The organism is Pontibacter amylolyticus, from assembly GCF_014638845.1.
GTDB lineage: Bacteria > Bacteroidota > Bacteroidia > Cytophagales > Hymenobacteraceae > Pontibacter > Pontibacter amylolyticus.
Genome location: NZ_BMFP01000002.1, coordinates 456,170 through 477,097, shown reverse-complemented (window position 1 = coordinate 477,097; position 20,928 = coordinate 456,170). Strand labels below are relative to the sequence as shown.

Sequence of the window (20,928 nt, the reverse complement as noted above, 5' to 3'; positions counted from 1 at the left end):
AAGAATATTTTCGTAGTTTTGCCGGAGTTAAACTGATCCTTTAAACCTAAGTATAAACGATATGCAAGTTCGCGTAGAGAAAGACACGATGGGCCCGATTGAGGTGCCTGCCGACAAATACTGGGGCGCGCAGACACAGCGCTCAAAAGAAAACTTCACGATCGGTGGTCAGCAGATGCCGAAAGAGGTAATTGAGGCCTTTGCCATCCTGAAAAAATCGGCGGCGCAGGCCAATGCCGAGCTGGGCGTGCTGGCGCAGGACAAAGCCGACATCATCTCGCAGGTATGCGACGAGATACTGGCAGGCAAGCTGGACGACCAGTTCCCGCTGGTGGTATGGCAGACAGGCTCGGGCACACAGTCGAACATGAACGTGAACGAAGTGGTGGCCAACCGTGCGCACGTGGTGCTGGGCGGCAACCTGATGGACGAGAAAAAGAAGATTCACCCGAACGATGACGTGAACAAGTCGCAGTCATCGAACGACACCTTCCCGACCGCCATGCACATTGCCGCTTACAAGAAAGTGGTGGAGCATACGCTGCCGATGGTAAAGAAACTGCACGACACGCTGAAGGCCAAGTCGGAGGAGTTTATGGACGTGGTGAAGATCGGTCGTACGCACCTGATGGACGCCACGCCGCTGACACTGGGCCAGGAACTGTCGGGCTACGTGAAGCAGCTGGAGTACGGCATGAAGGCGCTGGAAAACACGCTGGACCACCTGAAGGACCTGGCGCTGGGCGGCTCTGCCGTGGGTACGGGCCTGAACACACCGGCTGGCTACGCAGAGCTGGTTGCCGAGAAGATATCGAAGTACGCCGGCCACGACTTCCGTACAGCCCCGAACAAATTTGAGGCGCTTGCCGCGCACGACGCGATGGTGGAGACATCCGGCGCCCTGAAGCAGCTGGCTGTATCGCTGATGAAGATCGCCAACGACATCCGTCTGCTGGCCTCTGGTCCGCGCTCAGGTATAGCCGAGATCCTGATACCTGAAAACGAGCCGGGCTCCTCTATCATGCCGGGCAAGGTAAACCCAACCCAGGCTGAGGCCATGACCATGGTGTGCGCCCAAGTGATCGGCAACGACGTAGCCATCTCTGTAGGCGGCATGAACGGCCACTTCGAGCTGAACGTGTTCAAGCCAGTGATGATATACAACCTGCTGATGAGCGCCCAGTTGATAGGCGACGCCTGCGACTCGTTCGACAAGCACTGTGCCGTAGGTATAGAGCCAAACAGAGAGCGCATCAAGCACAACCTGGAGAACTCGCTGATGCTGGTAACGGCCCTGAACCCACACATCGGGTACGACAAAGCCGCCGCCATCGCTAAGAAAGCCCATAAAGAGGGCACTACGCTTCGTCAGGCAGCTATTGAACTTGGCCACCTGACCAACGAGCAGTTTGACGAGTGGGTGAAGCCGGAAGACATGATCGGCAGCTTGAAGAAGTAAAAGATACATTTGACTTACAAAGGAAAAGCAGCTCCATTAGGGGCTGCTTTTTAGTTTTACAATGAAACATCCTATACTTTATACATCTATTCTTCTATAGCCACTATTAGTTTAAGGAAAAGTAGTTGCTGTTTAGGCTGCTTTTCGTGTTTTCTATCTTATTTTGGTGCCTGTAGTTAAAAACATCATGTGCCTAGAACCCGTTCTGATTAAATTTGTACACAAAACAGGTCCTGCTTACAACAAACACCTTAAAAGCCTTGTGGCTTAATTTTAATTATAAAAACACTTATGGAAGTAACCGCTTCATTCTGGATTGGATTCAACGTATTCGTACTGCTCATGCTTGCCCTTGACCTGGGGGTTTTTAACCGGAAGGCACACGTAGTTTCTGTCAAAGAAGCCCTGACCTGGTCGGGCGTCTGGATCAGCCTCGCCTTAACTTTTAACGGGCTTATTTACTACTGGTTTGGTGAGGCGAAAGCGATCGAGTTTCTGACCGGTTACCTTATTGAGAAATCGCTGAGTGTAGACAACATATTCGTGTTTGTGCTTGTTTTCGGTTATTTCCAGATACCTCCCATTTACCAGCACAAGATCCTGTTTTGGGGTATACTGGGGGCGCTCGTTATGCGCGTGATCTTTATTTTCGCCGGCGTTGCCCTCATCGAAAAGTTTCACTGGACCATTTACATTTTCGGTGCCTTCCTGATCTATACCGGCTATAAGATGTTTACGGAGAAGGGCACTGCAATCGATCCGGAAAACAACCCGGTTATGAAGTTCTTTAGAAGGATGATGCCGGTTACGAATCAACTGCATGGTGATAAATTCTTTGTGAAGCTAGATGGCAAGCGGTTCGCAACCCCACTGTTCCTTGTCCTGGTACTGATCGAAACCACTGACCTGATCTTCGCCGTGGACAGCATTCCGGCCATACTTGCCATTACGCAGGACCAGTTCATCGTCTATACCTCCAACGTTTTTGCCATCCTGGGCCTGCGTTCGCTGTATTTCGCCCTTGCCCACGTCGTGGACCGTTTTGTTTACCTGTCCTACGGCCTTGCCATCATACTGGCATTTGTAGGCACGAAAATGCTACTGATCGATATCTTCAAGATCCCTACTTTTATATCCCTGCTGGTAATTGCTATCATCCTGATCTTTAGTATCGTTTTGTCTTTTGTGAAAACGAGAAGAGACAATAAAATGAACGGGCAGGGGATGTAGTAACGATTCTTTCCTTCGGTTAGAAGCAGCACAAAGCTGCTGCCTAATGGAAGCTTTACAATTTAACTGAGACAACAGAGAAAGCAGCTCCGGAAGGGGCTGCTTTTTTGCTTGGCTACAAAAAAATCCTACTGTCCCTACATCACAATTGGTAAATACAATCCCAACAAAAGGGTAATCCACCCAAGTAACACTTGGAGCTCTACTTAAAAAAAATTCAATTTCAGCACAAATTTTAAAACTGATTTTAAATAAGCTTCGTATCCAGAATCAGTAAATAAATTTAGTGTACTACCTTTCCTTTTTAGTAAAAAACCCCCCTGATCAGACAAATCGCATCAGAGCACGATACGTTTGATTTCAAATCAACATAATTAAACCACATTATATAATACAATTTATATGTTTTAGTTGAAAAGCTAATTCTCAGGATACTTATTTCATTTTTCAAACTATACATTATTCTATGAAAACAATAAATACAAAAACCCTTGCCATGGCGTTCGCCAGTCTTTTCTTATTTTCATGCGAACGCAATGCAGACCAGGACTTGGTAGAGCCAATGCAGGTCAATCAGCAAAGTGAGTTAGTGGGCTATGACCCGAGCACCTGCAACCTGGTGCAGAGCATGGGGACAGGAGCGCTTCCGCGACACGTGAACCTAATAGAAGAGGACGGGTTGATCATGACCGTAACGGCTCAACGAAGAGGACACAACGGCAAATACCTGCCCGCAACAGAGGGGTTGTTACTCGACCCACGCGACCCGGCAACAGACCTTACCAACCCCTTTGATGCACAGATGCTAGGTATGTTTGGAGGCATACTTACTGTACCGGACGAAACAGGCACTAAGGCAAACCGTGATGGTGGCCGTGTGATCATGGACTTTGCTCCTGTTGGCGTTGTTACTATGAAAACCATGGTTTTTACAGATGTTGCAGCAGAAGATAAAGGCTCAAAGGTTGAGTTGTATAGTCGCAACGGGCAATTGCTGCATCAAAGAGAAATACCGACTGGAGCGAAAAACTCGGCTGTTATCGTATCTTTTGGCAACATACCTGGCGTAGCCAAGGCTATTGTGACTTTTGGTGATGAGCGCAGCAAAGTCGGCTCTGGGGCTATAGCCAGATTGCAGCTTTGCGTGGATGGCCAGGGTCGTTATGATGAAACCCGCTACCGAGCTGTGCATACCTTGTGGCTGGAGTATACTGGCGAGCAGCCTGCCAATGTCACCGTTAAGTCGGTGCAGGAGGGGAACAGCGGCGACGTGCTTTTTGAGGCCAAGGGCATGAAGCCTGGCACTGCGTTTAAGATCGCAGGTTCACAGGCCAACCCACTCGTCAACCCACTGGGAGAATTGCTGGAGATTAGAACACAACGCGGCGAAAAGCAGCTTATACCTGTCAATGCAGACCACAATGCATCATTGAAGAAACGGTATGGCAGTTTCAGGGTAATAGAAGCCCGCTGCTCTGATTACCCGCTTAAGTTAGAAGAGTAGGATTGGAAATACATAAACAGGAAAGCAGCTCTGAGAGGGGCTGCTTTTTTTTATGTGTAGGCTAATTAAAAAAACGAGTAGGGGAGACGTAAGCCCATCCCCAATAAGTAGCATCATCAAAACAATCGCCCCACCCAAACAGTATGCTTTAGGAAGTATGGAAGCGAACAAGCTACATGCTTATACCTCTAAAACCTACGCTATGGAAAGACTCAAAAATAAAGTTGCTTTAATCACCGGATCCGACTCCGGCATTGGACAGGCCACTGCAATCGAATTCGCCAAAGAAGGGGCCGATGTCGTTGTGACCTACCACACCGATAAGGAAGGTGCTGAAAAAACACTGAGCGAGGTCAAGAAACAGGGCCGCAAGGGCATGGTGCTTCAAGTGGATATCAGCGATGAGCAGGCAGTGGAAAAGCTTTTTGAGCAGGCCCTGAAAGAGTTCGGCTCCATCGATATACTTGTGAATAACGCCGCAGTAAACGGCTCTGGCATCAACGTAGCCGACATGGACACCGAAGTTTTCGACAGAACGATCAGGACCAATCTGTATGGCACATTCTTTTGCTCCCGCGCTTTTATCCGGCACCGCAAACAGCAGGGCGGCAAAGGCAAGATCGTCAATGTATCGTCGGTGCACGAGGAGATCGTGTCGGCGGGCACGGCGGACTACTGCGCCTCCAAAGCCGGTGTGCGCAACCTCACCCGCACCCTGGCGCTGGAACTGGCCGAGGACGGCATCAACGTAAACAACGTTTGCCCCGGCATGATCCTGACACCCATGAACCAGGAAGCGGTAGACGATAAGGAAAAACGTGAAGAGAGCGAACAGAACATCCCGATGAAGCGGGCGGGCAAGCCTGAGGAGATCGCCAAAGTAGTGCTGTTCCTGGCCTCGTCGGACGCTGACTATGTGACCGGATCGAGCTATTTTATGGACGGCGGCTTGTCGCAGTACATGGGGCAGGGGGCATAGCCTGTAGCCTATACCTCCGCCATCCTGTCACAAATACCCTTGTGGTGCGTTATTTGTATACCTTTGTATACACAAATACATTACTATTAAGCTTATGAAAATCGCGAAAGACCCATCTGAATATAACAAATTGACACCAGACGAAGAGCGCATCATCGTGCGCAAGGGCACCGAATACCCGGGTACTGGTGAATACAATAAATTTAAAGGAGAAGGGGTATACCTGTGCCGCCGCTGCAATGCGCCGCTCTATACCTCCGAGTATAAGTTTGAATCAAACTGCGGCTGGCCAAGCTTTGACGACGAGATAACGGGCGCCGTAAAGCGTATACCTGACCCGGACGGACACCGCACCGAGATCGTATGCGCCAACTGCGGCGGCCACCTGGGCCACGTGTTTGAGGGCGAGTACCTCACTCCGAAGAACGTGCGCCACTGCGTCAATTCCCTTTCCATGAAATTTGTACCGGTCGAAGAACTGGAGAAGTAAACCACAGGTATAGCCGCAGGCACATGTTTAAGCACAGGCAACAGGTATCGGCCAGAGACCGCGCACATAGCGCCGGCTCTTATGTCTGTACCGGTTGCGGCTATGCGCTGTTTGAGGCGAGCAGGAAATTTGAGGTCGGATCCGGCTTCCCCAGCTTCTGGGAGCAGTTTGGCAACCATGTTATCCACAAGGCGCTTGGCACTTATGGACGAGATCGCACGCAGCTGTTGTGTGGCAAATGCGGCCAGCACCTGGGGCACCTTTTCGAGGACGCACGCACGCCCACGCAACTCCGCTACTGCATCAACCAGGCCGCCATCCGATTTGTAGATTAACGTGAGTGGGCTATACCTTAACTTTATACCTGCCTGCACAGTAAACCACAGCAAAAACCGAATATCCTCACCCTGACATACGCTAGCATGAGCCGACCCTCTTTTATCAGAAGCCGCCTAAACAGTTTCCGGTTTGCTTTTAATGGTCTGACAGCCGTCTTCCGCTCCGAGCGTAACATGCAGTTGCATGTGCTGGCCAGCATCGTTGTGCTGGGCATGGCTTATGGTTTTGAAGTTACGCGCGTGGAGTGGTGCCTGCTTATTCTTTGCATTGGCATGGTGTGGGTGGCGGAGATCTTCAACACCTCCATCGAAACGCTCACCAACCTGGTGTCGCCGGAGCACAACCCACTGGCAGGCAAGACCAAAGACCTGGCGGCCGGCGCCGTGCTGATGGCCGCCATTACCGCTGCGGTTGTCGGCTTGTTCATCTTCATACCTTATTGGGTCGGGTACGTAAACACTGAATTGTAATTGCCGCAAAAGGCAGGTATAGGTATAATGCTGCGCCGGAATCGGTGTTTAGCCTTAAATGTCGTACCTTTGCGCTTCGTTTGAAAATTAACCGCTATGGCTGCACCAAAAATACCTGTGTGGGCACTTGCACTCTTGCTGATGACGGCTTCTGTCAGTTGCCAGACGGCAGGCAGTCCTGCAACTTCTGAAGTACAACAGGGAAAGGCCGCTCCGACAGGCTGGCTAAGCGAGCTCATCCGTGAACTGGAGCAGGAAGACGTAGCCAACCCGCCAGCCAAGGTATACCGCTATACCTATAACGGGCAGGAAGTCTACTACCTGACCAGCCGTTGCTGCGACATCCCCTCCAGGGTATACGACACCGACGGTAACCTGCTGTGTGAGCCTGAAGGCGGCATAACGGGCCAGGGCGACGGTCGCTGCGCGGACTTTCTGGACGCCAGGACAAACGAGACCTTGATTTGGGAAGATAAAAGAGAATATAATTGAGATGACTGGAAACGACGTATTAAAGAACCTTTCGGAATATAACATCTGGGCTAATCAGACGATGCTGCAGGTATTCGACTCACTGCCAGAGCTACCCGCTAACGCAGCGCGCCTGTTCAGCCACGCCCTAAATGCGCAGGCCATTTGGATAGCCCGCATCACCGGCACCGAAAGCCCGGTGAAGGTATGGCAGGAGCACAACCTAGAGGAACTGCACAAGCTGCACCAGTATGCTTCTTACAAAATAGCCGAACTGGTTTCAAATTCCGACGAGGACGAGTTTAACCGCCTGATCGACTACACCAACAGCCAGGGCCACAAGTACAGCACCCGCGTGCTCGACATCCTGACACACGCCTTCAACCATGCCACCTACCACCGTGCCCAGGTAGCCACTGATCTGCGCAAGTGCGGCCACACGCCGCCCAACACCGACTACGTAACGTATGTGCGCGAACTGATGGGGCAGGTATATTAATTGGTCGGCAAAGGACTTTTAGATATTCAGACTTTAAACAAAAAGGGAGCTCTTCGTTACGAAGAGCTCCCTTTTTGTTTGCTTCGGAGATAGGACAAGCCAGGTATAGCTTGTTCCTAAAACTTATTTTGTTGGCAACTTAACCGTGCCCAGGTCTTTGATCTGATCCTGTGAAACGCTGATGTTTGTCAGAGTCGTGTCGTTTACAGCACCCGCGGTATAGAACTTCACTGAGTAGGTACCCGCTTTCACACCTTTGATCAGGAAATCGCCGTTTTCATTGGCAAACCCGCCAATGGTGTCGTTTGCAGCGGAGATCACATAGATGCCAGGCTTGGCTTCGGCTGGCGTTACCCGGCCTTTAATACCGCCTGCCACAGCCTGCGTGATTGTGCGGACTACGGGCTTTAGGTTATATTGACCGTTTCCTCTGGCTACAACCGACTTGGCCGCGTCAAAGTCGAGCAACACCACATAAGTCACATCCTCTCTCAGGTCAGCATTCAGCTGCAGCTTCACGCCTGAGGTTTGTCCACTTGGAGTTTTCAGACCAACTATATCGCCGTTCTTAAGTTTAAGCGAGTTGTTCTCGCCCAGTACCAGTCTAATTTGGGAAATAGTACCCGCCGGCAGGTTGGCAGAAGCAAGCAGCGTGTCGCGTCCGTTGGCAAAGTCAAGCAGGTTGTATACACCCGGGTTGATCTCGTCAAGCGTTTGCCAGCCGCTTTCGCTGTCAGTACTCTCTTTGTGGATCTGCACGGAGCGGATGTCCACGTTCACCTCTTCATAGTCGCCGGGCGCGTCTGTCATGCGCACTTCCATACGGGCAGTGCCATTGCTGTCTGACTCGCTATCACAAGAGCTGAACCACACCAGGCCACTCATCAGAAAAGGAATTACAAATCTTGTTTTCATAAAAATTGCATATTTAAGTTTCATAGCAAATATCTGTACCTTAAATGAAGATAGAATGAAGAATCAGATATCGCTATATTTTATTTAATCAGGAATAAGGATTTGTTTGGTTTCACAGATCCCTGCGACTGCAAAACGATAAATAGTCTAACAATGTTATATAGCTTTAGGAAAATAAAAGCCGGCAACGATTATCCGCTGCCGGCTTTTGCTTGTTAAAAAGAGTGCAATTGCCTTAGGGCCTCACCTTTATTAAAATTACATTTTACTACTGCTGTACCTTTGTGGTATCAGGCTGCGCAGGGGGGGTAGCCGGTTTTGCCTTGGGTTTCAGGAAGTCCGTTATCTTATCTGTCGCCTGCTTTTTGATCTGCTTTTCAGCTTCCAGTCGCTTTTTCTCCAGTTCCTGACGTGCCTTATCCTCCGCTTCCTGACGGCGACGATCGAGCTCGTTGCGCACGCTGTCCTGCATCTGTTGCTTCTTCTGCTCCAGCTGCATTTTCGCGTCATCCACTTTGCTCTTCACCACACTTTCCACCAGGTCTTTGGCCTGCCCCTTGGCACTGCCGCCCGCCAAGGCCACGCGAGGATCAGACAGGGTACCGCCAATGTTCAGGTTCAGGGTAATGCGGTCCGATGTCTTCAGGGCCTCATTACCGATCAGGCTGCCCAGTCGGGTGTTCAGCTCACGGCCTATTTTGCCGGCAGGTACGTTAAGCGCGGTTACATAGTCGATGTTGCCGTTCACGTTGTTAGAGCCTCCCACGGTCATTTGGATATCGCCTACTTTCATGTCAAACGGGCGAATTACCAGGCTGCCGTCTATGATCTGGGCATCGATGCGCTTGTTCTGGATCACAAAGTTCTGCAGCTCTTCAAAATGGGTGAGCCTGCTGATCTGGTCTACAATCTTCACATCGCTCACGGCAGCTTTCACCACATCGATTATACCTGAGCCGTCCAGCGTTTTGAATACCGGGGTCATGTGCTGGCCTATCTCTCCGTTAAAGTTGAACTTGGTGGAGAAGGTACCGTCCAGCAGACCTGCGATAGGGGCAATCACTTTGATGGTGTTGAAGGCGTTGAAGGCCTCCTTAAAGCTCAGGTTCTGCACATCCAGCTTCATGTCAAATAGCGGCTGCTTCAGGCTCTGGGTATTGTAACTGCCACTGGCCACAAAAGCACCGCCCAGCGTGTTGAATTTCACAGCCTCCAACCGGGCTACTTTGTCTTTCACAAGCACGCGGCCGTCCACATTGCTGAGTTTCAGGTTGTCATAAAGCACCTGCTTGGCATCCACATTCAGTGTGATGTCCAGATTCTCCGGTACTGCCACTACGCCCTCGGCCTCGGCTGTGGCATCTGTGGTCTGCCCGGTATTTTCGTCCACCATCCACTCGTTCACATTAAAGGTGTTGGAGCTCAGGTTGAAGTTACCACGCAGCGACTGGTTCTCGGCCAGGGCATAACCGATGTAGTTCGACACGGTACCGCTGGCCTTGAAGTCGCTTTGGCCCAGGAAGCCGTTCATGTTGTTGAGCTGGATGCGCTCGTTGTTGAACACGGCATCGGCGCTGCTGATCTTTAACCCTTGTGGCAGGTCAGTGCTCACAAAGTTCAGGTTTTTGATGCCCATGGTGCCGTTGGCGGTGATGTTGTTATACCTTTCAGCCTCGATGTCGGTCATTTTGCCTTTGGCCGCCACGTTGGCGTTGATGCGACCTGTCACGGTCATACCTTCCTGCGGGAAAATCTTGGTGAGCTTCTCCAGATCCAGTATTCCTTTGATCTGCCCGTCGAAAGCAGGGTGCTCTATACCTTGCACGAGCATGCGGCCCTCCAGTGGCTCGCCGTCCAGCGTCATGTTGAAGCGCTCAATGTTGATGCGGGTGTCATCGGTGTTGCCTGTTTTGTTGAGGATGTTCACCACTGCACTCAGATTCTGGATAGGGGCGGGGAAATCCTTTGACTTCACGTAGCCATTGGTCAGGCGCATGTCGGCGTCTATTACCGGCATGCTCTTCTCGCTGTAGGTACCCTTCGCGTCGGCGTCCACCTTCAGGAGCCCACGCAGCGTCATTCCTTCCACGGGAAACACCTTGGTTACCTCCTCCAGGTCGATGTTGGCTTTCACGTTACCGTCCACCTGCATCACTTCTATACCTTTCACCAGCACACGGGCGTCAATCGGGTTTTTGCCCATGTCCATGTGGAACTTGCGCACATCCACCACGGTGTTCTCCATGTTGCCATCCGGGTTGTCGATGCGCATGTCTACGTTGATGTTGCGGGCGGCCTGTGGCAGGTCAGGGTACTTGAACATCCCTTCCGACACTTTCAGCTCCGTGCCAAAACCCGGCATCAGGGTGTCGTTAAAGCGGCCCTTCACATAGCCGTCAAAACTCAGGTTACCCTCGGTCTTAATGTCCTTGAAATCTTCTTTGAACATACCTGGCACCACGGAGAGCACACTGCGGAAGTCGGTGTCAGCCGCCTTAAAGGTCAGGTCGAGGTCAATGTCTTCTTCCGGCATCAAAATGGTACCGGCAAACTGAACCGGCAGTTCGTTGATGCGGATGTGGTTGTCTTTGAAAGTAAAGAGGAACTTATCCAGGTCCATGGCCATGGTGACGTCGGCGTCCAGCACCGCGTTTTCGATGTAGTTCACGCCGTCGTAGGTCATCACAAAACGGTCGGCCGTGGTCTGCGATTTCATATCGAAGACGCTCTTCTCAAAGTCGCCGCTACCGGTGTGCTGCACGTTGTAGGCCGCCAATCCGAAAGGAATGCTCAGGTCGTCGTAGAACAGGGTCCCGTTGTTGATGTCCCATCGCTTGATCGCCATGCGAAAGTCGCTGGCTGCCGTGTCGGCTTCGGCAGTTGTGGTAGTATCTGTTAGAAAGATGTCCCAGTTTGCCTTGCCGCTCTTGAGCACGAGCAGACGGATGGTCGGGTCGTCGAGTTTGATGCTGTTCACCTTCACCCGGTTGCCCGTAATGACACTCATCAGGTCAAGGCCCATCCGGAAGGAAGGGACTTTTGCCAGCGTGTCAGTTGCGAAAGAATCCTGGCCAACAACCAGCAGGTTCTCCACGCCCAGCGACATGTTCGGGAAATCGCGAAAAAGGGAAAGGCTTACATCATCTGTCGCATACACAACAGAAGCGTTGATATTCTTGGCGATCTCTTTGTCCAGGGCCTGTTTAATTTTATCTTTGAAGAGCAGGGGCACTAAGGCTGCCAGTGCCAACAGCACCGCTAAGAAGACAAAAAAACCGATAACTACTTTTTTCATATAGGTGGTTGCGTTTAGTAAAAGCTAAGCTATATAATTTTATAGCGAAAACCATGCGGAAATTATACAAGTGCTGTAGCAATAACCGTTCAGGAGTACTGATAGTATGCGTATAGGCCTCACAAAATTACTTTTTTGCCTGATAATCTCCCTCTGTGGCCTGCGGGCAACAGGGCAGGATGCGCATTTTACGCAACAGTACGCCAACCGGCTATACCTGAACCCTGCCTTCAGCGGGCTGGGCCGCGACTGGAGTGTGGCCGTTGCACACCGCAACCAGTGGCCTTCGCTGAACGGCTCCTTCATTACCAACCAGGTCTCGGCCGACTATCGTTTTGAGGGCACCAAAAGTGCAATTGGGATGGTCCTGCAGCAAGACCGCGCCGGTATTGGCGGATTACAAAAACTGCAGGCCGCCCTGGCGTACGCCTACCACACCCGCCTGACGGACAACCTGGCTCTTGCTGCAGGCCTTCAGACTACGATTGCCTCACTCCGTGTCAATTACGACAACCTGGTGTTTGGCGACCAGCTCTCCGACTACGGCCAAACTGCCCTTACTTCTGCCGAGGCTAATCAATTTGACCCCACTAATTATGTGAGCTTTGCTGTAGGCAGCATCTTGTACAATAACAATTTCTGGGCGGGGCTCAACGTATCGCACCTCAACCAGCCAAACTATGGCTTTGATGAGACCACCCGCCTGCCCCTGCGCTTTGTGGCGAATGCCGGGTATAAGTTTTATCTTAGCACCGGCCTGGGGCGCAACAACGCGGAGTTTAGCGTAAGTCCGGCCCTGAATCTTACCCACCAGCAAAATTTTAGCCGCGTTGATTTAGCCCTGTATACTATCTATTCGCCTTTGGCGTTAGGAGTAATATATAAAGGAGTACCTGTAACGGGTGCCGACCAGGATCAGAGCTTAGGCGTAATCGCAGGTGTGAGCCTCAACAGGCTCCGCATCGGCTTCAGCCATGACGTGGGAGTGAAGGGTTTTGGCAGACAGGCGGGAGGCGCGAATGAAATTTCGCTCGTTTTTGAACAACTTAACTTAAATAATTTGTTCACAGGCCGTCGATCGTCCAAAATAAACCATAACATTGTTTGTCCGGCATTCTGAATTTAGTTATAATTGCACGTTAAATTACATTAAAAGAACCTTATCATTAGTAGGTCCTAATCTATGAAGCTTATTAAGTATGTATCAGCCGTTGTAGTAGGAGGGGCTCTCCTTGCGTCATGCGGAAAAGGTGGTGGCTATCCAACTAGCACTGACCCAGGCGATTACAGCTCAGCCACGGGTATAGAATACAACGAGGACGAAACGGCGTTTCAGGTAAACGACTACGAGGATTTCCCTCAGGCACCGGGTCTTGTATTTATTGAAGGCGGCCGTACCACGCTGGGCTCTATGGAGGAGGACATTGCCATGACCCGCGATAATATCGAGCGCACGGTAACGGTAGCTTCTTTTTACATGGACGAAACCGAGGTGGCTAACATCCACTGGCTGGAGTACCTGCACTACCTGAAGCGTGACTCTATACCTGAGGTATACGTAGCTGCTCTTCCGGACACGACTGTATGGTCCCGTCAGCTTTCTTTCAACGACCCTTACGTAACGTATTACCTGCGTTACCCTGGTTTCCGTTTCTTCCCGGTGGTAGGTGTTAGCTGGCTACAGGCCAATGATTACTGCACCTGGCGTACGGCTAAGGTGAACGAGAACCTGGCCAAAGAAGCAACAACTGGTGGTAAAAAGAGAAGAGGTCTTTTCGGTAGAAACCGTACGGAGGAAGCAACTGAAGCAACAGCCCTTTCCATCGAGTCTGGCTATGTGTTGCCGAACTACCGTCTCCCAACAGAGGCTGAGTGGGAGTACGCCGCCCAGGCTTTGATCGGTACGCAGTACAACGAAGACGAAAACCAGAACAACAGAAGACTATACCCTTGGGATGGCCACCAGCTGCGTAACCCGCACGGCAAGAAAATGGGCCAGTTCCTGGCGAACTTCAAGCGCGGTCGCGGTGACTATGCAGGTGTAGCCGGTTCACTCAACGACGGTGCCATGATCACGGACTACATCTACGCTTATCCGCCAAACGACTTCGGTCTGTACAATATGGCTGGTAACGTAAACGAGTGGGTGCAGGACGTGTACCGTCCGCTTTCCTTCCAGGATGTGGAAGACCTGAACCCGTTCCGCAGAGACGGCTACCAGGACGAAGCTGAAAACTACGACACTTCTGAAGGCTTCCACTCCCTGATCAGCAACGAAGTGCGCGTTTTCAAAGGTGGTTCATGGAAAGACGTAGCCTACTGGTTGTCTCCAGGTACCAGAAGATTCATGGCACAGGATTCGTCTACAGCAACAATCGGTTTCCGTTGTGCGATGATCAACGCAGGATCTAACAGATAAGAACTAACAGTTAATACTATATTTTAAAGAGCCCGGGACTTACCCGGGCTTTTTGCATTTATACCTAGGCCGCCGCAATAGTGGTCACGCTCACTTCGCTGCATCCCTTCTGCAGCAGTGCTTGGGCGCAGGCTTCCAACGTCGCGCCGGTAGTCAGCACATCGTCCACCAGCAGAATGCGCTTCCCCTTTACTGCCTCCATCTGCTTGACAGCAAACACCTGCTCCACATTTTGCCACCGGTCGAGACGGCTTTTCTTTGTCTGCGAGTCGGTGTCCACTGCGCGCTCCAGCACCCTGTTACTCCACGGAATCTGCAAAGCCTCCGCCAACCCCTTCGCAAAACCCTCGGACTGGTTATAGCCACGGCGCCGCAGTTTCAGGCGGTGAAGCGGCACAGGCACAATCAGATCAAAGTGCACGGCATATCCCTGGTCTAAGAGAATGGCTCCGTACCGTTTGCCCAGGTGCTCCCCGAGTTCCTGCGCACCTTTATACTTGAGCTTGTGAAGCACACGCTGCACGCGCCCTTTGGATCTGAAATGCAGGTAAGAAAAAGCGAACCGAACCGGCACCTTACCCCAGAACCTTTGTTGCAGGCAGTTCAACTCAGTTGCGCCGTGCAGGTGCAGGTCGGTATAAGGGAGTTTTACGTTGCACTCGGTGCAGATATAACGCTCACCCCGGGCCAATGGCTGGTCGCATGCATGGCATATCTCCGGGAAAAGCAGGGACAGGAAATCCTGTAACATAGCGGCGCTGTTGTGGTTAAGGTATTCTTGATAATTTCGATTAACTTTATCTATTATACTTTTAAAAGCTTAAAACAGTAACAGCACACACAACAATGAGTCAGATAGAAGAATTCAACGAATACCGTACGCGCATGAACGAACGCATCATGTCGTACGACAACAAAGTAATCAAGCGCTTTTTTAACCTCGATACCAACACCTACGCAGAGGGTGCCCTCGATGTAAAAACCAAGGAGATGCTCGGCCTGGTGGCTTCCATGGTGCTCCGCTGCGACGATTGCATCAAGTACCACCTGGGCAAATGCTTTGAAGAGGGTGTTTCAGATGAGCAGGTGTTTGAGGTCTTCTCGATCGCCAACCTGGTGGGCGGCTCTATCGTGATCCCGCATTTCCGCCGCGCCGTGGAGTATTGGGAGGAACTTAAAGCCCAGCAAAGCGCTTCTTAAACAGAAATTCAAATGCTAAACTGTTGATCATATTGTTACTCCTCGTGGATATACACTCTTGAGGACAACAATTAAACAATTTAGCCATTCAACAATTAACTATATGACCGACGAATCATCTAACCTGGAGCACAGATGGACTAATCTGCGGGCTTCTATGATGAAGACTTTCGGGAAAAAGCCTGACCTGAATGCAATTCTCTTTCTGATAGGTATACAGGAACTGGGCAGGGGCATCTCGGATTTTACAAAAGAAGAAAAGCAGGACCTGATGCACATCGCCACCTGCAAGGTGTTCAGTCTGTCGGGCTTTTACGAATTAGAGCGGGTTGACGAAGAAGGTTGGCCGCACTACCGCTCTGTCAAGCCCATCCCTTTCACCAACCTGAAAGATCAGGAGCGCATGCTGAAGTGGCACATCCTGGAATACTTTGACAGAGCGGACGAAATCTAACATCTCAAACCAATTATTTAACCTGTACCGGCAGCATGTTTCCTCTGATAGACAAAGGAGAGGCATGCTGCCTATACATGGACTGTGAAACAGGAAGTATGAAAATTATTACCTATAACGTGAACGGCATCCGTGCCGCTATTTCCAAAGGATTTCAGGATTGGGTGAAAGCTGCCAACCCGGACGTGCTTTGCCTGCAGGAGATCAAGGCTTGTGAAGTCAAGTTTGACCGGGCCATCTTTGAAGATCTGGGGTATAACGTATACCTGCACCCTGCTGTTAAGAAGGGGTATAGCGGGGTGGCCATCCTCAGCAAGGAGAAGCCGAAGCATGTGGAGATAGGTTGTGGCATAGAATGCTACGATAATGAGGGCCGTGTGATCCGCGCAGACTACGACGATTTCTCGGTCATGAGCGTATACATGCCTTCCGGCTCCAGTGGTGACGAGCGGCAGAGCTTTAAGATGCAGTGGCTCGACGATTTCAATGGGTACATCGGCGACCTGAAGCAGACGCTGCCAGGTATGGTGATCAGCGGTGACTACAACATCTGTCACCAGGCGATCGACATCCATAACCCGAAATCGAATGCCAATAGCTCGGGCTTTCTGCCTGAGGAGCGCAACTGGATGACCCAATTTATCGAAAGTGGCTTTGTGGACAGCTTCCGCCATTTCAATAAGGAGCCGCATAATTACAGCTGGTGGAGCTACAGGGCAGGAGCTCGCGCCAAGAACCTGGGCTGGCGTATCGATTATAACATGGTGACGGGCAATCTGCAGGACCGCATGCAACGGGCAGCCATTTTGCCGGAAGCCAAGCACTCTGATCACTGCCCTGTATTATTGGATATTATATAGTGCAACGTACTGTACGTATACTAAATCGACCTTGTCGTCAGTTTAATAATAGGGGCTATAGGAGATTCTCTTAAATTTCTATAGTTTAACAACTTATACCTCTCAGGTTAATCATTAGCTGTAAGCATGGGTTAGTCACAGTTAAAGAATCAGGCAGATGAATCAGCACGATGCGATGGACAGGTTGTTACAGCAACTGCAGGCCTTTAAGAAAAAGTTCTACCTCAACTTATTGTTGCGGGGGAGCATTTTCGCCATCGGCTTGCTGATGTCCATCTACATTGTGTACAGTTTGCTGGAGTACATCTTCTACTTCCCGGTGTTTGTGCGGGCCTTTTTGCTGTTCTCATTCGTTGCCCTCACCATTTACGCGCTCGTTCGCTGGATCATTCTTCCACTCTCAGCCTTAACCAATCTCCGGAAACTGCTCTCCGATGAGCAGGCCGCCGCCAGGGTAGGAGAACACTATCCCGAAATAAAGGATAAGCTCCTGAATGCCATTCAGTTAAAAGACCTTGACCGGACCAACGAGCTTATTGCAGCCAGTATAGCCCAGCGCTCTTCGCAGCTTGTCAATTACCCCTTCGAGGAAGCCGTCACCTATCGCGAAAACAAGCCGCTTTTAAAATACATTGCACTGCCGGCAGTCGTGATGCTGCTGATCGCTTTGCTATACCCTACGATTTTTGTACAGGGCACCGAGCGCATCCTCAACTACAAGAAACACTATACCCCGCTGGCCCCATTCCAGTTCGTGCTGGAGAACGAGTCCCTCCAGACCTACAGAGGAGAGGACTTTGAGCTGAAAGTGCAGCTGGAGGGCAAGACTATCCCCAATGAAGTATACATCCACTATAATGGCAGACGCCAGCGACTGCAAAAGAACGGCGATGGCTATACCTATACCTTCAGGCAACTGCAGCGCCCCGTGGAGTTTCAATTGGAAGGCTCCGGCTTTATGTCCGATGACTACAACCTGAACCTGCTCTCGCGGCCCAGCCTGAAGAACTTCTATATGGAAGTGGCCTACCCCACTTACCTGAAGCGCAAGCCTGAACTGATCCAGAACACCGGCAACGCCACTATACCTGCCGGCAGTACCATCACCTGGAATTTTGACGCAACCGAAACAGAGCGTGTTGAAATCAAATTAGAAAACCCCTCTGAAACGCTTGTAGCTAAATCTAAGGCAAACTTATACACAGCGACCAAGCAGTTTACCGAAAGTCAGAATTATGGGGTAAACCTGCGGAACGCGCATAGCACCAACAAGGAAGACATCAATTACCAGATCACGACTATACCTGACCATCACCCGCAGATTACGCTGGAGCAGTACCATGACTCAGCGCTCTATCGCTTTGTAGTGCTGGCCGGCGAGATATCGGATGACTACGGCCTGACCCGGCTGGTACTGCACTATAAAGTGACTAACGATAAAAATCCGCAAGCCAGGTACAAGAGCGTGCCGATCGGACTGAACCGGCAGCAACTTAACCAGACCTATTATCACCAGTGGAACACAGCCGGCTTGCAGCTTAACCCTGGTGACAAGCTCGAGTACTTTGTGCAGGTATGGGACAACGACGGACTGAAGGGTCCCAAGAGCGCACGCACGCGTTCCTTTGAACTGCGGGTGCCAAGCCGCCAGGACTTGGAAAAGGAGTTGATCAGCAACGCCCAATCGGTGGAGAGCCAGTTGAGCAAATCGTTGGAGAGAAGCACAAAGCTGAAGGAGGAGCTCGCTCAGTCAGAAGAAAAGATGAAGACCAAGCGCGACCTTAACTGGCAGGACAAAAAGCAACTGGAGGACCTGGCCGAGAAGCGCAAGCAACTGGAGCAGGACATCTCTTCGATGAAAGAGCACTTTGATGAACTCAACAAGAAGCAGAACATGTTTTCGGAACAGGACAAGCAACTGGCCGAAAAAGCGCAGGAGCTGAAGAAACTGATGGACAGCCTATTGGACGAAGAAACCAAAAAGCTGTATGAGGAGCTCGAAAAGCTACTGCAGGAGCAAAGCCCGAAAGATTCCGAACTACAGAAACTGCTGAGCAAACTCGATAACCGAGAGCGCAACATGGAGCGTGAACTCGAAAGGGCACTGGAGTTATTCAAACAGCTTCAGTTTGAGCAAAAGCTCGACAACATCACCAACAAGCTGGAGGAGATGGCCAAAGAGCAGGAAGAGTTGGCCGACAAGACCGCACAGAAACAGGAAGACAACCAGCAACTGCAGCAGGAGCAGGAAAGCATACAGAAGGAGTTTGAGCAACTGAAGCAGGACATGAAGGACCTCAAAGAGCTCAATGACAAGCTTCAGAATCCGAACCAGATGGATGAACAGCAGCTGCAGCAGGAACAGCAGCAGATACAGCAGAGCATGGAGCAGGGGCAGCAGCAGCTTGAAAAGAAGCAGAACAAAAAAGCCAGCGAGTCGCAGCAGAAGGCAGGGGAGAAGATGAAGCAGATGGCCCAGCAAATGGAGCAGATGCAGAACAGCATGAGCATGCAAGGCATGGAGCAAAACCTCGACAACCTCCGCGACATTCTGGAGAACCTGATCAAACTTTCCTTTGACCAGGAAGGAGTGATGAAGGCCTTCCGGGGCGTCAACCAAAGCGACCCACGCTTCATTTCCCTTTCGCAGCAGCAGCTCTCGCTCCGCGACAATGCTAAGGTAATTGAAGATAGCCTTTTTGCCCTCGCCAAGAAAGTGTTCCAACTAGAGTCGTTTGTAACCCGTGAGGTGGCCCAGATGAACCAGAGCATGGACAACAGCATGAAAGAGCTGCGCGACCGCAATGTGGGTCGGGCCACCGCCCAGCAGCAACTGGCCATGACGTCCATGAACAACCTGGCTTTGATGCTGAACGACGCTTTGAAACAAATGCAGCAGGCCATGCAGCAAATGCAGGGCAATATGGCCAGCAAACAGAAGGGCAGTAAGCCACAGCCGGGCGATTTTGGTCAGATGCAGGACGCTTTGAACAAAAAAATCGACGAATTGAAAAAAGGTGGCAAGTCGGGTAAGGCACTGTCTGAAGAATTAGCTAAATTAGCTGCGGAGCAGGAGGCGCTACGCAATGCCTTGAAGGAAATGGAAAAGCAGGGCCAAAAACCCGGCGAAAAGGGCGGCAACGGTGAGTTGGGAAATATCACCAAGATGATGGAACAAAGCGAGACTGATCTCGTTAATAAACGTTTGACTGACCAGACCATCATGCGACAGCGCGAAATACTCACTCGTTTGCTGGAGGCCGAGAAGTCTATGAAGGAGCGGGAGTTGGACAACAAACGTGAGGCAAAGAGCGCTCAGGATGTAGCCAGACGAGTTCCGCCGTCATTTGAAAAGTATTTAAGAACGAAAGAAAAACAAACGGAATTACTGCAGACCGTACCACCGGCGCTTACGCCATACTATAAGCAAAAGGTCAGCGAGTATTTCCAGCATATGAGTAACTAATACGCACCTTATAGCATCACTAACAAGTTATATGAATCAGGTTAAAATTCAGATTCCTTCCTTAATCGAGAACATCCGGGTTATAGAGAGCTTCATAGACAATTCAAAGGAAGAATTCGAGTTTGAAGACGACGTGTATGGCAACATCATGGTAGCCGTGACAGAGTCTGTGAACAATGCCATCCGCCATGGCAATAAATTCGACAAGGAAAAACTAGTATACCTCACACTCCAGGTAGAGAACAACCAGCTTCTTTTTGAAATCGAGGACGAAGGTCCCGGCTTTGATTACGATACGCTCCCGGATCCTACCGCTCCTGAAAACCTGGAGAACCCAGGTGGCCGCGGCATTTTCCTGATGCGCAATTTGTGCGACGAGGTGAACTTCCTGGACAACGGCAAAAAGGTACAACTCATATTTAACATCACTTCTTTACAGAATGGATCATCTAATTGAGTTCTTCAGCGAGGACATCGAATTCTCGCTGGATAACCCAGAACAGATTTCCGACTGGATCGCAGACATCATAGAGCGTCACGAGCATGAACTGGTAGGCCTGACTTACATTTTCTGTTCTGATGATTACCTGCACCAGATCAACGTTGAGTATCTCGATCACGACACGCTCACTGACATCATCACCTTCGACAATGCTGATATAGAAGGCACTATCGAAGGTGATGTTTTTATAAGCATAGACCGGGTACGCGATAATGCCGCTACGCACGGCACATCTTTCCACGACGAACTTCACCGCGTCCTCATCCACGGGGTTCTCCACCTGCTAGGTTTTAAAGATAAAACCCCTGAGCAGGAAGCCGCTATGCGCAAACTCGAAGATTCTTCCTTATCTTTGCGGAAATTTTAATCGCAAAAA

Annotated in this window: 20 protein-coding genes; 17 read left to right on the top strand and 3 right to left on the bottom strand. The window is 50.6% G+C overall.

The features are described 5' to 3' along the window. The first annotated feature begins 61 nt into the window (after positions 1-61). From fumC to IEV97_RS07035, 9 genes are all read left to right on the top strand, one after another. Complete coding sequence (gene fumC, locus IEV97_RS07075) at positions 62-1,459, top strand: class II fumarate hydratase (RefSeq protein WP_188500800.1); 1,398 nt, start codon at positions 62-64, stop codon at positions 1,457-1,459. Between the two features lie 291 nt (positions 1,460-1,750). Further along, positions 1,751-2,689 (top strand): TerC family protein, encoded by a 939-nt coding sequence (locus IEV97_RS07070; RefSeq protein WP_188500799.1) that lies wholly within the window; start codon positions 1,751-1,753, stop codon positions 2,687-2,689. Positions 2,690-3,155: 466 nt separating this feature from the next. Further along, the gene (locus tag IEV97_RS07065) at positions 3,156-4,193 is read left to right on the top strand and encodes a hypothetical protein (protein WP_188500798.1); all 1,038 of its coding nucleotides are present in this window, start codon (positions 3,156-3,158) and stop codon (positions 4,191-4,193) included. Positions 4,194-4,395: 202 nt separating this feature from the next. Then, the gene (locus IEV97_RS07060) at positions 4,396-5,172 is read left to right on the top strand and encodes an SDR family NAD(P)-dependent oxidoreductase (RefSeq protein WP_188500797.1); all 777 of its coding nucleotides are present in this window, start codon (positions 4,396-4,398) and stop codon (positions 5,170-5,172) included. A 94-nt stretch (positions 5,173-5,266) separates the two neighbouring features. Beyond that, complete coding sequence (locus IEV97_RS07055; RefSeq protein ID WP_188500796.1) at positions 5,267-5,662, top strand: methionine-R-sulfoxide reductase; 396 nt, start codon at positions 5,267-5,269, stop codon at positions 5,660-5,662. Positions 5,663-5,685: 23 nt separating this feature from the next. Then, positions 5,686-5,997 carry a peptide-methionine (R)-S-oxide reductase gene (locus IEV97_RS07050; protein WP_188500795.1) on the top strand — a complete coding sequence of 104 codons (312 nt, stop codon included), beginning with the start codon at positions 5,686-5,688 and terminating at the stop codon, positions 5,995-5,997. 87 nt (positions 5,998-6,084) lie between these two features. Beyond that, the gene (locus tag IEV97_RS07045; RefSeq protein ID WP_188500794.1) at positions 6,085-6,471 is read left to right on the top strand and encodes a diacylglycerol kinase family protein; all 387 of its coding nucleotides are present in this window, start codon (positions 6,085-6,087) and stop codon (positions 6,469-6,471) included. Between the two features lie 96 nt (positions 6,472-6,567). Beyond that, positions 6,568-6,963, top strand: coding sequence for a DUF6970 domain-containing protein (locus IEV97_RS07040; RefSeq protein ID WP_188500793.1), 396 nt, complete (start codon positions 6,568-6,570; stop codon positions 6,961-6,963). 1 nt (position 6,964) lies between these two features. Then, positions 6,965-7,441, top strand: coding sequence for a DinB family protein (locus IEV97_RS07035; RefSeq protein ID WP_188500792.1), 477 nt, complete (start codon positions 6,965-6,967; stop codon positions 7,439-7,441). Between the two features lie 123 nt (positions 7,442-7,564). Here IEV97_RS07035 and IEV97_RS07030 read toward each other — a convergent pair whose 3' ends face one another. Further along, positions 7,565-8,356: a DUF4382 domain-containing protein gene (locus tag IEV97_RS07030; RefSeq protein WP_188500791.1), complete on the bottom strand. Its 792-nt coding sequence runs from the start codon at positions 8,354-8,356 to the stop codon at positions 7,565-7,567. Positions 8,357-8,624: 268 nt separating this feature from the next. After that, positions 8,625-11,651: an AsmA family protein gene (locus tag IEV97_RS07025; RefSeq protein WP_188500790.1), complete on the bottom strand. Its 3,027-nt coding sequence runs from the start codon at positions 11,649-11,651 to the stop codon at positions 8,625-8,627. A gap of 106 nt (positions 11,652-11,757) precedes the next feature. Between IEV97_RS07025 and IEV97_RS07020 the strand changes: the two genes are divergently transcribed. Then, complete coding sequence (locus tag IEV97_RS07020) at positions 11,758-12,771, top strand: PorP/SprF family type IX secretion system membrane protein (RefSeq protein ID WP_188500789.1); 1,014 nt, start codon at positions 11,758-11,760, stop codon at positions 12,769-12,771. A 63-nt stretch (positions 12,772-12,834) separates the two neighbouring features. Beyond that, a complete protein-coding gene (gene gldJ, locus IEV97_RS07015; protein WP_188500788.1) occupies positions 12,835-14,070 on the top strand; it encodes a gliding motility lipoprotein GldJ in 1,236 nt (411 codons plus the stop codon). Positions 14,071-14,134: 64 nt separating this feature from the next. Here gldJ and IEV97_RS07010 read toward each other — a convergent pair whose 3' ends face one another. Beyond that, positions 14,135-14,821 (bottom strand): ComF family protein, encoded by a 687-nt coding sequence (locus tag IEV97_RS07010; RefSeq protein WP_188500787.1) that lies wholly within the window; start codon positions 14,819-14,821, stop codon positions 14,135-14,137. A 95-nt stretch (positions 14,822-14,916) separates the two neighbouring features. Between IEV97_RS07010 and IEV97_RS07005 the strand changes: the two genes are divergently transcribed. The 6 genes from IEV97_RS07005 (at position 14,917) to ybeY (ending at position 20,919) form a co-directional block, all read left to right on the top strand. Beyond that, positions 14,917-15,270 (top strand): carboxymuconolactone decarboxylase family protein, encoded by a 354-nt coding sequence (locus tag IEV97_RS07005; protein ID WP_101444491.1) that lies wholly within the window; start codon positions 14,917-14,919, stop codon positions 15,268-15,270. Between the two features lie 103 nt (positions 15,271-15,373). Further along, positions 15,374-15,724: a hypothetical protein gene (locus IEV97_RS07000; RefSeq protein WP_188500786.1), complete on the top strand. Its 351-nt coding sequence runs from the start codon at positions 15,374-15,376 to the stop codon at positions 15,722-15,724. A gap of 98 nt (positions 15,725-15,822) precedes the next feature. After that, complete coding sequence (locus IEV97_RS06995) at positions 15,823-16,584, top strand: exodeoxyribonuclease III (protein WP_188500785.1); 762 nt, start codon at positions 15,823-15,825, stop codon at positions 16,582-16,584. Positions 16,585-16,741: 157 nt separating this feature from the next. Continuing rightward, positions 16,742-20,050 (top strand): DUF4175 family protein, encoded by a 3,309-nt coding sequence (locus IEV97_RS06990; RefSeq protein WP_188500784.1) that lies wholly within the window; start codon positions 16,742-16,744, stop codon positions 20,048-20,050. A 31-nt stretch (positions 20,051-20,081) separates the two neighbouring features. Continuing rightward, positions 20,082-20,507, top strand: coding sequence for an ATP-binding protein (locus tag IEV97_RS06985; protein ID WP_101444487.1), 426 nt, complete (start codon positions 20,082-20,084; stop codon positions 20,505-20,507). Further along, on the top strand, positions 20,491-20,919 hold the full coding sequence (ybeY, locus tag IEV97_RS06980; RefSeq protein WP_188500783.1) for an rRNA maturation RNase YbeY: 429 nt from the start codon (positions 20,491-20,493) through the stop codon (positions 20,917-20,919). The genes IEV97_RS06985 and ybeY overlap by 17 nt, the downstream gene beginning before the upstream one ends. Positions 20,920-20,928 lie beyond the last annotated feature (9 nt).